This window comes from Paenibacillus sp. FSL E2-0201, assembly GCF_037963325.1.
GTDB lineage: Bacteria > Bacillota > Bacilli > Paenibacillales > Paenibacillaceae > Paenibacillus_AQ.
Genome location: NZ_CP150154.1, coordinates 1,045,037 through 1,059,541 on the forward strand (window position 1 = coordinate 1,045,037; position 14,505 = coordinate 1,059,541).

Annotated in this window: 11 protein-coding genes and 1 riboswitch; all 11 genes read left to right on the forward strand. The window is 45.6% G+C overall.

Annotation, left to right across the window (positions count from 1 at the left end; translation table 11 throughout):
- The first annotated feature begins 1 nt into the window (after nucleotide 1).
- Nucleotides 2-1,348: an O-antigen ligase family protein gene (locus tag NSU15_RS04595; RefSeq protein WP_042124434.1), complete on the forward strand. Its 1,347-nt coding sequence runs from the start codon at nucleotides 2-4 to the stop codon at nucleotides 1,346-1,348.
- On the forward strand, nucleotides 1,345-2,118 hold the full coding sequence (locus NSU15_RS04600) for a WecB/TagA/CpsF family glycosyltransferase (RefSeq protein WP_042124436.1): 774 nt from the start codon (nucleotides 1,345-1,347) through the stop codon (nucleotides 2,116-2,118). Before NSU15_RS04595 ends, NSU15_RS04600 begins: the two co-directional genes overlap by 4 nt.
- Nucleotides 2,115-3,593, forward strand: a complete 1,479-nt coding sequence (locus NSU15_RS04605) for an O-antigen ligase family protein (protein WP_339289381.1) — start codon at nucleotides 2,115-2,117, stop codon at nucleotides 3,591-3,593. The genes NSU15_RS04600 and NSU15_RS04605 overlap by 4 nt, the downstream gene beginning before the upstream one ends.
- On the forward strand, nucleotides 3,559-4,944 hold the full coding sequence (locus NSU15_RS04610) for an oligosaccharide flippase family protein (RefSeq protein ID WP_042124440.1): 1,386 nt from the start codon (nucleotides 3,559-3,561) through the stop codon (nucleotides 4,942-4,944). Before NSU15_RS04605 ends, NSU15_RS04610 begins: the two co-directional genes overlap by 35 nt.
- 26 nt (nucleotides 4,945-4,970) lie before the next feature.
- Nucleotides 4,971-5,828 (forward strand): glycosyltransferase family 2 protein, encoded by an 858-nt coding sequence (locus NSU15_RS04615; protein WP_042124442.1) that lies wholly within the window; start codon nucleotides 4,971-4,973, stop codon nucleotides 5,826-5,828.
- Nucleotides 5,815-7,002 carry a glycosyltransferase family 4 protein gene (locus NSU15_RS04620; protein ID WP_339289382.1) on the forward strand — a complete coding sequence of 396 codons (1,188 nt, stop codon included), beginning with the start codon at nucleotides 5,815-5,817 and terminating at the stop codon, nucleotides 7,000-7,002. Before NSU15_RS04615 ends, NSU15_RS04620 begins: the two co-directional genes overlap by 14 nt.
- Complete coding sequence (locus tag NSU15_RS04625; RefSeq protein ID WP_339289384.1) at nucleotides 7,002-8,141, forward strand: glycosyltransferase family 4 protein; 1,140 nt, start codon at nucleotides 7,002-7,004, stop codon at nucleotides 8,139-8,141. The genes NSU15_RS04620 and NSU15_RS04625 overlap by 1 nt, the downstream gene beginning before the upstream one ends.
- A gap of 61 nt (nucleotides 8,142-8,202) precedes the next feature.
- Entirely contained in the window at nucleotides 8,203-9,303 is a 1,101-nt protein-coding gene (locus NSU15_RS04630) for a glycosyltransferase (RefSeq protein WP_339289385.1), read from the forward strand.
- Between the two features lie 4 nt (nucleotides 9,304-9,307).
- Complete coding sequence (locus NSU15_RS04635) at nucleotides 9,308-10,648, forward strand: UDP-glucose/GDP-mannose dehydrogenase family protein (RefSeq protein WP_339289386.1); 1,341 nt, start codon at nucleotides 9,308-9,310, stop codon at nucleotides 10,646-10,648.
- 689 nt (nucleotides 10,649-11,337) lie between these two features.
- A complete protein-coding gene (locus NSU15_RS04640; RefSeq protein ID WP_042124450.1) occupies nucleotides 11,338-12,711 on the forward strand; it encodes a sugar phosphate nucleotidyltransferase in 1,374 nt (457 codons plus the stop codon).
- A 136-nt stretch (nucleotides 12,712-12,847) separates the two neighbouring features.
- Nucleotides 12,848-12,927: riboswitch (cyclic di-GMP riboswitch) on the forward strand.
- Between the two features lie 12 nt (nucleotides 12,928-12,939).
- Entirely contained in the window at nucleotides 12,940-14,484 is a 1,545-nt protein-coding gene (locus tag NSU15_RS04645; protein ID WP_081389889.1) for a glycosyl hydrolase, read from the forward strand.
- Nucleotides 14,485-14,505 lie beyond the last annotated feature (21 nt).

Genomic DNA, 14,505 nt, shown 5'->3' on the forward strand with positions numbered 1-14,505 from the left:
CATGACTAATTTTGAGTGGGGCTCCAAATTAAATGTTTTGCCATACGGGATGCTCTATCTCATGTCGGCCCTGTTCTTTGGAACGGCGGTCATCTACCAGCCGATGATTGCGATAGCTGCCGTGCTTCTGATTATTTTGCTGGGAATCTCGATTTCACGGCCGGAGTGGATCAGTTATTTCGTTTTAATAACGACGGCAATATCGATTAACTTTTTATATGATGGCAGCATGTTCGGAATGGAAATACTGTCACTTTATAAATTGGTTATCGTGATGCTGCTTGTTCCTTGTATTCTGGTCAATGGTTTGCGGTTTCGTCTGAGTCACCCCTTGTGGGCAATGGTGGCGCTTCTAGTGATTACCTTTGGATCTTCGATTTGGCTGCCAGAAATGACCTCATCCATTGCTGTTAAAGCTTTTATCGGTCTATCTATTCCATTCGTATTTTTATTAATTAACTGGAAAAAGAATGTAGCCGAGCTGCAAATCAAAATTATCTGTATGCTTCCCCTTGTTAGCGTAGTGGTTGGTTTGTTGCTGCAGCTTGCGCATGTTCATAATTTTCTCAACATCGAGTATACAGGCGCTGTACGGATTCAGGGGGCTAATATTCCTGCGCATCTAGCGATGCTGGCCTTTATGGGAGTAGCGATTCCATTTATAGAGGTGAAGCGGAATCCGCAGCAAGCACGCTTTTTCTATATCATGTTAGTTCTAAATTTCTTTATCTTGATTGGAACAGGAACAAGAGGGCCTATATTGGCACTTGGACTTACCGTTCTCTATTACTTCTATGATATTCTTCGTCAATATTTGAAGGGTAGAACCTATCTGCTAATTCCGTTGTTGGGTGCATTTTTCCTGATTATGGTCGCTGTCTTCTGGCAGCTCGATAATTTTGAGAAACGTTCCTTTGAGAGACAGACAGATACGGCTGTTGATTTATCAGGAAGGTCGGAGGCATGGGAGTATTTCTTAAATAAGGCTGCGGATTCTCCTTGGTCTGGCAGAGGGCTTGGAGCAGTTACGGTAGCAAATGATGGAACGTTGTACAAGGGTTTTGTAGTTCCGCACAACGAGTATATCCGCTTTTACTTCGATGGGGGATATATTGGCGCTATTCTGTTGATGTTCTCTTTATTGGCTGTATTTATTCTGGTGTACAGAGCATTGGCTCCGCCGATCAAACCTTATTATCTGTTATTTATTGCAGCGTTTTTAATCTACTCATTCTCCGATAACACGCTGTCGACGGTCCAATTTATTATTCCGTTCTGTTGGTACCTGAACTGCCTGTATCGATCTTCACAGCCAACCGATTCCCCACAAAAAGAAGTGATACGATGAATCAAGTGAATATGTTCGATGTCAATTTTGATAATTATGATTTTATGGATCTGCTTGATTACATTGATAAAACCATTCAGGAGAGGAATCAGTCTTATATCCTCACTTGCAATGTAGACCATGTGATCAAGCTTCGTAAGGATAAAGAATTTCAAACGGTGTATTCGAAGGCAGGCGCAGTTGTTGCTGACGGAATGCCACTGATCTGGGCATCCAAAATGCTAGGCAAGCCGCTTAAGCAAAAGGTATCCGGAGCGGATCTATTTAATCGATTGGGCAACGCCTTTGAGCAAAGGAAGTACCGGCTGTTCTTCTTAGGCTCAGCTGAAGGCGTAGCGGAACGGGCAGCGATGAATTTGAAAACAGCGCATCCCGGAATAAATGTAGTTGGCTGTTATTCTCCATCCTATGGATTCGAGCACAATGAGGAGGAGAATGAACGCATTATAGAGATGCTGACTGAGTGCCAGCCAGATATCGTGTTTGTTGGTGTAGGAGCGCCTAAGCAGGAAAAGTGGATTTATCGCCACTATACCTCTTATCAAGCTCCGATATCGATCGGAGTGGGAGCGACCTTTGATTTTCTATCAGGCTCAGTGAAACGAGCGCCTAGCTTCATGCAAAAAACAGGGTTCGAATGGTTCTGGCGGCTTAGCCAAGAGCCGGGTCGACTCTGGAAAAGATATCTTGTAGATGATGCACAATTTCTACTTTTATTACTTAAGGAACTGCGTAAGCGGGATAAGGTGAAGGAAGGAGGCTTGGAATGAGTGTATTTACGCCCCCATCTGTTAGGTTTATCAAGGCAGCTGGTATAACAGGGGGAACTGTTGCTGTAGGTGTCTCTCTTCCGCTGATCATCGGATTCTCCAGTGCGCTGCTGAGTTCATCGAACAGTCTGCAGGGAGCCATTCTCTCAGCCATCCTATTCCCAGCCTTCTTGTTAGCCATACTTAGACCCAAAATGCTGGTTGCGTATACCTTGCTAATCTGGGCAGTTGCTCCAGAGCTACGCCGCATTGCTGACTGGTCAGAAGGAGTGTATCACTCTGTATCCTTGCTAAGTTTAGCCCCCTTGTTAACCGGTGTAACCTTGATTATTCCGCTGCTGAAGGAGATTCACAATATTCAAAAAGCCTCCACGCGGATCATGTTACTGTTCGCAGTTGCGCTGGGTTATGGAGCTTTAATCGGCTTGGCCAAGAATGGTATGGGCTCAGTTTATGACTTAGCGAATTATATTGTGCCACTGCTGCTATTGCCGTACTTTGCCGTCACAAAGTTCAAGCCGAGGGATATCGATCGATTGCTTAAGGCTTTTTCCAATATTGCCGTCCTAGTTGCCATTTACGGGATTGTTCAGTATTTGACTGTGCCACCTTGGGATGTGTTCTGGATGAAACATGCGGACATGATGTCCATCGGAAATCCATATCCATTGGAAATTCGAGTGTTCTCCACACTCAACTCACCGGGTCCGGCTGCAACATTCTTAGCATTTGCTTTAGTTCCAATGATACTGGAGAAAAAATGGCGGGGAACATTGCGCTGGATTGGTGTTCTGCTGGTTGTAATCTGCCTTCTGACTACCTTAGTACGCGCGGCATGGCTGATACTTCTGGTGATGTTGCTCATGTACATTGGAACCTCTCCTTCTAAGGGAAAATGGAAAACCTTGATCCAATTAGCTTTTGTGGCTGCTGCGTTGTTCTGGGTAGTACCGAAATTGCCTGGTGCCGAAGGACTGGTGGCCCGGGTAGAGACACTTTCTTCTGTTCAGGAAGATCACTCTTATAATGAACGACTAAGTTTATGGCAAAACATGCTGCCGATGGTCGCCGCCAATCCAGTAGGTCAGGGAATTGGTAGTGTAGGTCAAGGGACTAAGCTTGGTAACGACGGTGAGCTTGGAGAGTATGGAATTATGGATAACGGAGTTATCGCCTTACTGCTAACCTTTGGTGTTCTGGGTGCTATTTTCTTCTTCGGAGCTTTAGGCGCAGTTGTCAAACAGATATTCGCTAGAGTAATCAGAAGGGACCAATTGCAGCCATACGCCCGACTTGCGTTAGCTACTTGGACCGGTGCGATAGTCAGTCTGGTGTCAGATAATGGGTTTCCCGGACTCAAGGGATACTTAATCTGGATGCTAATCGGTCTTGGCCTCAGCGCAAGGGAGATTACTCAGAGTAGAAGGAAGGGAACACCGTATGCAGCAGTTGAATGCAAAGTCTCTCCCCACTAGAACAATCTGGTCATCCTTTAGAATGTTCACAAAGAGTAAGGACAACAGCTCGGCAGCCGTAAAAACTATGTTTGTCAGTGTCATGATCCTACTGATTAACATGTTAACGGGTGTACTGACCGCCCGTTATCTTGGGCCGACAGGGCGTGGGGAACAGACGGCAATGATTAACTGGTCACAGTTTCTGGCGTTTAGCATGAGCTTTGGGATTCCGTCAGCTCTGATCTATAACGCTAAGAAAAACCCGGATGATGCCGGAGTGCTTTATCGTATGGCATTGCTGCTTGGTATCATTTTTGGGGTCATAGCGATGATTATTGGTATCGTGGTCTTGCCTTACTGGCTGAAATCCTTCAGTCCGGAGGTCGTGACCTTTGCTCAGTGGTCTATGATTCTGTGTCCGATTATAGTGATCTCTCAAATTAACAATGCAGCTTTTCAATTCAGAGGAGAATACAAGAGGTTTAATTGGATTCGCTATCTAGTCCCATTGCTTACACTGATAATGATTGGGATATTGATCGCGCTGGATCAGATGAATCCTTTTACAACTGCAGTTGCCTATCTCCTTCCGGGAGCGCCACTGTTTATCGGAATGACGATTTCCTTGCTTCGCACCTATAAGGTGAAGATGAGAGGGGCCTTTCAGAATTTAAAAAGATTATTCACTTACGGGCTGGGTTCTTACGGCAATGACTTGCTTGGTAATTTCTCTACCTATATCGATCAGATCGTAATTGCCGGTTTGTTACGACCTGCTGATCTGGGGCTGTATGTAGTGGCTGTGAGTCTATCGCGAATGGTTAATTTTTTCTCAAGCTCGATTACGGTCGTGTTGTTTCCTAAGGCTTCTGAGCTGTCAAAAGAACAGGCAGTTGAGTTAACATTCAAAGCCTTCCGAATAAGTACGACCTTCACCATGTTTGGCGGAGTAGTCCTGATGCTCTTAGCCCCTTTAGTGATTCCGCTGATGTACGGCAAAGACTTCAATGCAGCATTAACCGTGTTTCGCTTGTTGCTCCTTGAAGTGACCATTAGCGGAGGGACGATCATTCTGGCGCAGGCCTTTATGGCGCTAGGCAAGCCGAAAATTGTTTCGATGCTTCAAGGTTTCGGCTTACTCTTGGTTATCCCAATGTTGTTCCTGCTCATCCCTAAATTTGGCTTACTCGGAGCAGGGATAGCGATGTTGTCATCATCAATCCTGCGATTCTTCTTCATTGTTCTCAATATAAAGTACACCTTAAAAGTTAAACTTCCACGGTTACTCATTACCCGGGAGGACATCCAGTGGATGAAGACGACGATGAATTCTTACATTCGCAAGAAACCGATGGATATGAATGGATAATGCGAAAGACAAAGGAGGAAACCTTCATGGATTCAGTAAAAAGCGTGGTAGGCGGCCAAGGCGATTATCCAATATCGGCTGTCATTATCGCTCAGGATGACGAAGTTCGAATATCTAAAGCCATACAATCCTGCAGGTTATTCGCCGACGAAGTGGTTGTGATTGACGGAGGCAGCAAGGACGGGACAGTACAGCTTTCCGAAAGCTTAAATTGTCGAGTATATGTCAACCCATGGCCCGGATATGCGAAACAGAGGGAGTTCGGAGTAGAACGCGCGGTTCATGATTGGGTCTTCCTTATTGATACTGACGAAGTGGTGAGCGACGAGTTGGCCGCAAGTATTCTTGAACTGAAACCGGGGCTTATCGATCAATCGGTTGCCTATTCTATCTATCGGATCGGCGACTTTATGGGCAGATGGCTGGATCGTGGCGAATATCTAGTGCGCCTTTACAACCGTAAAGCTTATGGCATTCGAAACAGCTTGGTGCACGAAATGCCCGAGGTTTCTGAAGAGCGAACTATACGTTTGACAGGAACGCTCTGGCATTATGGGTACCGCAGTATTAACGATCATGTGGCACGCTTCAATAAGTACACTGACTTGGAAGCTGAAAGTGCGTATGCCAAGGGCAAACGATTTCGGGTCAGTCATCTGCTGGTAAGACCGCCAGCCCGGTTCCTGCAAAAGTATTTCTTACACGGGTTGTTCAAGAAGGGAATGTCAGGTTTCGGTGTATCCGTATTCTGGGTCATGTATGAATTCATGGTCGGCTTCAAGCTTTACGAATTAATTAGATCGGGAAAGCTGACTCAGCACAATGCGAAGAAGAGTCAGATTGAGAAGGAGAATAAAGGAGAGAGAAGCTATGCCGTACAGTGACGGATTGAACATTATGACGACTGGTCTTAGCTGGCCGTCGCTACAGCCGGGTGGGCTTAACACGTATTTCAAATCCGTTTGCGAGCAACTCTCCTCACGTAATCGGGTGCATGCGTTGATTTGCAGTCAAGAAACGCCTGCTACACCCGAGGAATTGATTATTCACAATGCCGGAGATCCAAAGGATGGGATCTGGAAACGTAAGGATGCTTTCCAGCGTAAAGCGGCTGATCTGATGGGAGAGGGCAGTGGCCGTATAGATATTTTATACACTCACTTCGCTCCTTACGGTATTGGTCCAGCGCTGGAAGCAAAAAAACGTGGGATTCCTGTAGTGATGACTTTTCATGGTCCATGGAATGAAGAAATGAAAATTGAAGGCCAAGGCATTAAGCACCGGGTCAAGACAACTATCGCCAAATCCATTGAACATAGAGCTTATAAGCTAGCGGATAAGTTCATCGTGCTTAGTGAGACGTTCCGCGATATTCTCCATAAGCTGCACGGAGTGCCTCTACACAAAATTATAGTGATACCAGGAGCAGCTAATGTGGAACGTTTTATTCCCGCTACGAATCGATTGGCGATTCGCCGAAGCTTAAATTTACCTGAGGGAGCAACAACCGTGCTGACTGTCCGGCGGTTGGTCAATCGGATGGGACTACTCCAGCTGCTTGAAGCTTGGAAGCAAGTTGCGGAGCGTTTCCCGAATGCGATGCTGCTGATTGGTGGCAAAGGGCCGCTGCGGGGGGAACTTGAAGAAAAGATCGCAGACTATGGCTTAAGCAACAAGGTAAGACTGCTAGGCTACATTCCCGATCATGAACTAGCCTCTTATTATCAGGCAGCGGACATGTTCGTGGTTCCCTCACAGGCATTGGAGGGCTTTGGTTTGATTACCGTTGAAGCCTTATCTTCAGGATTGCCAGTGATGGCTACACCGATTGGCGGCAATAAGGAAATCCTGCAAGGCTTCCGGCCGGAATTGCTATTTAAGAGTCCAAGTAGTGACCACATGGCCGAAGGCATGATCCATATGCTTAGCAATCGAAAGCTGCTTCCGAGCCGGGATGAATGTAGAGAACATGTACTGGAGAGATATACCTGGGAGCATGTTACGGATCAAGTAGAATCCGTGTTCCTACAAGCCTTAGGAGAGGAGGTGACCACGTAATGCTTAGAGTGGCCTATATAGATCACACTGCTAAATGGAGTGGTGGAGAAGTTGCCCTATTTAACATCCTTACCCATATTGGAGAACAGATTGATCCACTTGTAATCCTGGCCGAGGATGGTGCGCTGGCTGAACGGCTACGTGAAAAGGGAATGGATGTCCGTATTATTCCGCTAGATGAGAGCATCAGAAGTCGTGGTAGAAATGCAGTCAACTTGGGAGCACCTGCTGCAGCCTTCAAGCTGTTGGCTTACGGTCGTAAGCTTGCTCCGCTCTTAAAAGCGGAGAAGGTAGATTGCGTGCACACCAATTCTCTGAAATCTGCATTATACGGAGCCATCGCTGCTAAAATAGCGGGCGTTCCATTGATTTGGCACATCCGGGACCATATTGGAGCTCCTTATTTAAAGCCTGTTGTTGCTAAAGGAATTCGTTTACTGTCGCGCCTGCTCCCAAATGGAGTCATCGCGAATTCACATTCTACGCTGAATGCTTTGGAGCTGCCGCGTTCGAAGAAAACGCTGGTCGTATACTCCGCATTCGCTAAAGCGATTGGTAATGGGATCGGCATGCGGGATCAGAAGGAATTTAACGTATTGCTAGTTGGTCGATTGGCGCATTGGAAGGGCCAGCATATTGTGCTGGAAGCCGCAAAAAGCTTTAAGAACGAACCTCGCGTGAAGTTCTGGCTGGCCGGAGACGCTCTCTTTGGAGAAGAGGCTTATAAGCAGGAGTTGCTTCAAAAGATAAAAAACGACGAGCTTACTAATGTAAGCATGCTAGGGCATGTGGATGATATTCAAGGCCTTATGAATACCGCTGATTTACTGATTCATACTTCGGTAACTCCTGAGCCTTTTGGCCAAGTGATCATTGAAGGAATGGCAGCAGGATTACCGGTTGTTGCCTCCAATGAAGGCGGGCCGGTAGAAATTGTAGTTCCAGGTGAGACAGGATTACTGATAGAGCCTGGAGACGCGGCGATACTGGCAGACTCCATTAAATGGATGCTGGATCACCCAGAAGAAAGACGGCGGATGGCGGACAATGGGATGAAACGAGTGAAAGAGCAGTTTGTTATCGAGAATACGGTCAAGGACATCGTTGACTACTATAAAGGTTTGTTGGCGAGCACCTGACAGATGAGATGACACGGTAATTCTGAAGATGATGCTCCATAAAACTTTGAGGATGATTCACATGAAAATTGCGATAGCGCACGATTACTTAATCCAAATGGGCGGCGCGGAAAGAGTGGTGGAAGTCTTTCATCACATGTATCCCGAGGCTCCAATCTACACAACGGTTTTTAACGGAAGCCGCCTTACTGACAATCTCAAAGATGCGGATATACGTGCCTCTTGGCTGCAAAAGATACCGGGGGTAAAGACCAATTTTAAAGGGGTGCTGCCACTTTACCCAATGGCCATCCGTGATTTGGACTTTCGCGGTTTCGATATCGTCCTGAGTTCCAGCAGTGCTTTTATGAAAAGTATTCAAGTTCCTAAACATACGTTTCATCTTTGTTACTGCCATACGCCTATGCGCTTTGCATGGGATTATGACACCTACATGGAACGTCAGTCGAATTCCGGGTTGTTCAAGAAAATGCTTAAGGTATACATGCAGCAGCTCAAATCGTGGGACCAGCGGACTTCTAAAAATGTGAATCAGTTCGTAGCCAATTCTTCAGTAGTGAAGACAAGGATTCAGAACTATTATCACCGGGATGCAGATGTCATATTTCCACCGATTAATACAGCCCGTTTCACAAGCTCTTCTAGCATTGGTGACTATTATTTAATAGTATCTCGACTTGTTTCCTACAAGCGGATTGATTTAGCTGTAGAGGCTTTTAACCGTAACGGTCTTAAGCTGTACATCGTAGGGGATGGACCAGATCGTAAACGTCTCGAAGGCATGGCTAAGGACAATGTATCGTTTTTAGGCCGGCTAGAGGATGAGCAAGTAACCGGAATGATGGCACAGTGTAGAGCATTTATTTTTCCGGGAGAAGAGGACTTTGGAATCACACCGCTGGAAGCGAACGCTGCGGGAAGACCGGTCATTGCTTATCAAGCAGGTGGTGCACTAGATACTATTATTCCTTATGTAAATGGTGTGTTCTTTCAGCATCAAGAAGTGGAGGATCTACTAAAGGCTATTTACGAGGTAGAGTCCTTCGCTTGGGATATCGATCAAATTATGGAGCATGCACGTAAATTTGATGAGCAGGCGTTTATGGTTAAGTTCAAGCAGTATGTTGAGCAGGCCTACGTCAATTTTCTAAAAGGAGGATGATTGTATGAAGCTGACAGTAATCGGTACTGGGTATGTGGGTCTTGTATCTGGCGTATGTTTTGCACTGGGCGGACATCATGTCATCTGTGTGGATAAGGACGAGGAAAAGATTAAGAAGCTGAAACGGATGGAATCACCCATCTATGAGCCGGGAATTGAGGAACTGATTGAACTGAATCTTCGTGAGGAACGATTATCCTTTTCTGCGGATCTGCAGGATTCGGTACGTCGTTCAGATATTATCATCCTTGCAGTAGGTACGCCATCGTTGCCTAATGGTGAAGCAGACTTAACCTACATTGAGAATGCAGCTGTTGAAATCGCTAAAGCGATGGAAGGGCACAAAATTATAATGACAAAATCTACAGTTCCCGTAGGAACAAATGAGAAAATCTCCAACATGCTCTCTAAATCTACCCATCATTCTTTTGATATCGTGTCTGCTCCTGAGTTTTTACGTGAAGGGTCAGCGATTCGCGATACCCTCCATCCCGATAGAATTGTCATTGGTCTCGATAATCCAGAGCTGGAACCAACTATGCGCGAGCTTCATAAGGGTTTCACAGTAAATGTATTTGTAACAGATATACGCAGTGCTGAAATGATCAAATATGCTTCGAATGCATTTTTGGCCACGAAGATTTCCTTTATTAACGAGATCGCCAATATTTGCGAAAAAGTGGGAGCTGATGTAACCGAAGTAGCACAAGGAATGGGTATGGACCAAAGAATCGGGTCATCCTTCCTGCAGGCTGGCATCGGTTATGGAGGCTCCTGTTTCCCGAAAGACACTAATGCGCTCATTCAAATTGCGGGCAACGTCGATTACGAATTCAAATTATTGAAATCTGTAGTCGAAGTGAACAAAGGACAACGGTTTATGATCATCTCCAAGCTGCATGAATCACTTGGCAGTCTGCGCAGTTCGACGATTGGGATCTGGGGGCTTGCTTTCAAGCCTAACACTGATGATGTCCGCGAAGCTCCCGCCAGAGAGATTGTTGAGGCGCTGGTGGCTGAAGGGGCTACGGTTAAACTGTATGATCCAATCGCAGCTACAAATTTCAGGCAGCAATATGATCATCCGCAGCTTCGTTGGTGCAATCTGCCAGAGGAAGCGGCTGAGGGCAGCGATGCCGTATGCCTGCTTACCGATTGGAGCCTACTCAAGGACATTGATCTGCATCAGCTGGCGAAAAGCATGCGTAATGGGGTGCTGATCGATGGACGCAATGTGTATTCCAAGGAGCAAATCGAGGGTACCGGCCTCGTTTATCATTCTGTCGGCCGCCCGCAGATGGGTGGATTGAGCGGTTATTCTGCTAGTGTGGCTGGAGCGGTTTAATCTGAGTTATATTGATTGAACTTGTGATTTTTCTATTTAAGGGTGAGGCGTGACTCCAGAGAATGTTTGGACTTCCAGCCGCTGTTGTCTGCAGATTTCCTGATTTTAACCGCTAATAGCGGTAGAAATCCGCAGACAAAGGCGGACGCTATCGCTCCTCCAGTTCCAAAATTCTCTTCCGCCACTCCGTTCCCTTATCTTAAGTTTCTAAGCAATTTATAAAGTTAGGTACTCTGATTATATACCGCAGTAGCAGTAGCATTTGTAGTTGTCTCTGTCTTTGTCCCGTGGTGGCAACTAGCCTTGCTCTTGCCGTTGTTCTTGCAGTTGCTGCTGCTGCCTCCCCGGAGCAGAAGCCAATCTTTAGAAAAACGTGCTTGCTTCCGGCTGGCACAGCCCGGTGCAGCACGGATTAGAATTAAGAAGCAGTTGGTTAGGTAAAGAACGGAAAGGGAATTTGGAACTGTAGAAGCGTTAGCGTTCGCCTTTATCCTCGGATTTCTACCGCGGGAAGCGGTTCAATCAGGAAATCTGAGGATAACAGCGATCGGAAGTCCAAAATCCCTTGGAGTGGTTCATACCTAACAAATTTTTTTAATGCATCCGCTCGAAATAAGGCTAAGCGGAAGCTGACGTTTTGATAACAATTCAAATATGCTCGATTTCCATAATTCAAGGAGGGTTCATCTATGAAAATGGTACTTCTATCAGGCGGTTCAGGTAAACGGTTATGGCCGTTGTCCAACGACTCACGTTCAAAGCAATTTCTAAAGGTACTTGAAAGCCCTCAAGGTGAACCGGAGTCGATGGTACAACGTGTCTGGAGACAGCTGGAGGAAGCGGGGATGGCAGAATCATCTTATCTGGCCACCGGCCGCGGCCAAGTAGAAATGATACAAAGCCAACTGGGAAGTCATGTGCCGATTATCGTTGAACCGGAGCGTCGGGATACTTTTCCGGCTATCGCCTTAACAGCTACCTATCTTTATTCGGTTGCAGGTGTTTCTCCAGCGGAGACGGTAGCGATTTTGCCTGTTGACCCTTATGTAGAAGCATCCTTTTTCGATACCATAGCTATGCTTGAAGGGACTATGCTAGAAAGTGGAGCAAATCTGGCTCTAATGGGTGTTATTCCTGAACACGCCTCAGAGAAATACGGATATATCATTCCTACCACCGAAGAGGCGGGGGAGAACGGTTTTATGAAGGTGAGTCACTTTCAAGAGAAGCCAGACCGCATACAAGCAGAACAGCTTATCGAGCAAAATGCATTGTGGAATTGCGGAGTATTTGCCTTCCGTCTAGGGTACTTGTTAGATATTTTGCAGCGTAAAGGGTTGCCTTTAGGATATGAAGAATTGCAGAAGCAATATAAGCTATTGTCTTCCATCAGCTTTGATTATGAAGTGGTGGAGAAAGAAGAACATATTGTGGTACAGCCGTATGATGGATTCTGGAAGGATCTTGGAACGTGGAATACGCTAACAGAGGAAATGAGCAGCAAGCATGTAGGCAAGGGTTTTGTGACGGCGGATTCTGAGGGGACTTGCTTGATTAATGAGCTGGATATTCCAATTACGGTAATTGGTGCGAAGGATCTGATCATCGCGGCTAGCCCGGATGGGATTCTAGTTACCCATAAAGCCGAGAGTCCACGGATTAAAGAAGTGCTGAAGACCTTTGAACAGAGACCGATGTACGAGGAACGCCGCTGGGGCCATTACAAAGTTATTGATTATGTGAAATATGACGAGGGCAATGAAGTGCTGACTAAACGGATTTTTATATCCGAGGGGAATAATATCAGCTATCAGTTACATCGCAAACGTAGTGAAATTTGGACAATCGTCAGCGGCGAAGCAAGTATTGTGCTGAATGAGAAAAAACATAATGTGAAGGCTGGGGACGTGGTACGTATACCGGAAGGAACGAAGCACGCAATCCTTGCTTTGACGGATGTTGAGTTTATAGAGGTACAGACGGGTTCTGAATTAGTAGAAGAAGATAATATTCGTATTACTTTAGACTGGAATGATATAGAACTACAACAATTCATTTCATAGGTCTAACCTATCTATTTAACCAATTCGGAATTTCTTAAAACAGGTAAATTGACTCAATTATCAAAAAAAGTCATAAAAACACTAAATATATCATTAATTGTCGTCGATACTTACGGTAAGAGAGATTATTTCTCTTAAATTGAAAAGGCAAACCTATCGAAAGGTAGGGACGCAAAGCTATAGGGCCTTCGAAAGAGTGGCAGCCTGGCTACCGAAAGGGAGATTATTTTGAAAGCTTACCGTACGTATCGATTGTTTGGTGCATTTCTGTCACTCGTCCTGTTTCTGACTGCACTTCCGCTTACTGTTGGAATTTCGCCGTCTGTTGTCATAGCTGCTTCAAATTCTGGAACGCCAGTTACCCCGGGAGCCTCACCTGAAGCCGTAAAGCTGCTTAACTATTTTTACTCAATCTCAGGAAAAGGAATCCTTGCTGGCCAGCATGACTATTTAGAAAGTCCAGATGAAATTAACAATATGCTTAAGGGAACCAGCGGACAGTATGCAGCTCTTCACGGTTATGAAATGGGTGCGATCAGTGGCCAGTCTGAAGGAACGATGTCCTGGCAGCGTCAAAATGTGGTAAACAGCGCCATCAACTGGAATAAAGCGGGCGGGATCGTAGCTATGACTTTTCATGCTAACCTGCCGGGCACCTCTTATGACTGGGATAATGTTAAAAAAACGCTTAGCCAAAGTGAATTCGATAGTTACGTTACACCGGGTACCAAGCAATATAACAGTCTGATTGCTGAACTTGACAAGGTGGCAGTATCTCTAAAAAGCTTGCGAGATGCGAACGTCCCGGTACTTTGGAGACCCTATCATGAAATGAACGGGAACTGGTTCTGGTGGGGGAAGAAAAATAACTTTTCTAAACTTTGGAATATTATGTATGACCGTTTTGTTAACGTTCATAAATTAAATAATTTGTTATGGGTATGGAGTCCGAATGCTCCCAATGTTTGGTCAGATCCGTATGCGTTAACTTATCCAGGAGCTGATAAAGTAGATATCCTGGCAGCAGACATATACGAAAATGATTACCAGCAAAAATACTATGATAGCTTGTTGAGTCTAGCCGCGGGCAAACCGATTGCGATCGGGGAAAATGGTGAAATGCCTAATCTGGAGAAGCTTCAACAATCACAAAGTAAATGGACTTATATGATGAGCTGGGGAAAAATGCTTTATGAGAATAACAGTGCAGATACAATCAAAACTTTTATGAATAGCAGCTATACCCTGACTAGAGATAAATTAAATAATAGCTTGGTACCCACACCTAGCGCCGCACCGGCACCTCCCGAAGAAGAGGGAGAGGCAGCAATTCCTCTCGCGAAGGGGCTTGCAGGAGAGTATTACAACAACATGCAGCTATCGGGAGCAGCAGCTCTTATTAGAACCGATGCAATAATCGATTTCAATTGGCGGCAAGGATCGCCGGATGCCGCCCTTGGGATTGATCGTTTCTCCATACGTTGGAGCGGTAAAGTTAAGCCCTTATATGATGAACAATATACATTTTACACTACATCAGATGATGGCATCCGTGTCTGGGTGAATGGGGAATCTGTGATTGATAGTTGGACGAAGCAAAGTGGCACTGAGCGTAAGGGCAATATTACGCTGAAGGCTGGTCAGCTATATGATATCAAGGTGGAGTATTACGAAAATGAAGGCGATGCGAGAGTCCGCTTGATGTGGGAAAGTGCTAGTCAAGTTAAAGAGACAGTTCCAGCAAGTGCGCTTTTTCTTCCGGATGTCTCCTGATTGATGAAAATTAAAGGTCGA